Genomic DNA, 670 nt, shown 5'->3' with positions numbered 1-670 from the left:
CGCCCCCGACCCCAGGCCCACACCGGTCCCGGGCCCACCGGGCCCGAACCCGCCGGGCCCGGAACCGACCCCCGTACCCCCTGGCCCCAACCCTCCGTCCCCCGGACCGCAGCCGGACCCCGCTCCGCCACCGCAGCCGGAACCGGGCACCCCCGCGCCGCCAGGACCTCCCGACGTGCCGGGCGGCGAGCCCGAGTCGCCCTAGGGAACCGGCAGTTCGCCTACACCACCTGCGGCTCCGCGCCGCCCTCCGCGACGAGCGGACGCCCCGCGGCCTCCCAGGCGAGCATGCCGCCCGAGACGTTCACGGCCTCCACTCCCTGCTGAAGGAGGTACTGCGCGACCTGCGCCGAGCGTCCCCCGGCCTTGCAGACGACGTACACCGGCTGCCCCTCGCCGGTGCGCGAGGTCACCTCGCCGAGTCTGCCGACGAACTCGCTCATCGGCACGTGCACCGCCTCCCGCGCGTGGCCCGCGTCCCACTCCTCGTCCTCGCGGACGTCGAGGAGGAGCGCGTCGGCGGGCACGGATGCGGCGTCGACCTCGGGCATGCGTGCGTTCATCTCCCACACCTCTTCCGGTTTCGTGCGGCGGAACGCGACCCGCCGCACCGTTCTCGTCTTGCGGCGCTTCCGGTCCGGCCCGGTGGCCGGGCGAGAGAAGGTACGTC

The 670-nt window shown here is 75.7% G+C and carries 1 protein-coding gene; it reads right to left on the bottom strand.

Annotated features, from left to right (window positions below; translation table 11 throughout):
* Positions 1 to 221: 221 nt before the first annotated feature.
* On the bottom strand, positions 222 to 563 hold the full coding sequence (locus tag UWG_RS0105680; RefSeq protein ID WP_029391197.1) for a rhodanese-like domain-containing protein: 342 nt from the start codon (positions 561 to 563) through the stop codon (positions 222 to 224).
* Between the last annotated feature and the right edge of the window lie 107 nt (positions 564 to 670).

The organism is Streptomyces xiaopingdaonensis (genome assembly GCF_000262345.1).
GTDB classification, from domain to species: domain Bacteria; phylum Actinomycetota; class Actinomycetes; order Streptomycetales; family Streptomycetaceae; genus Streptomyces; species Streptomyces xiaopingdaonensis.
Note: the sequence above shows the minus strand (reverse complement) of the source record. Positions and strands in the feature narration are given on the sequence as shown.

What these genes read in the sequence shown, in the direction of transcription:
- UWG_RS0105680 (WP_029391197.1), bottom strand. Translation starts at nt 563, where the DNA reads ATGAACGCACGCATGCCCGAGGTCGACGCCGCATCCGTGCCCGCCGAC.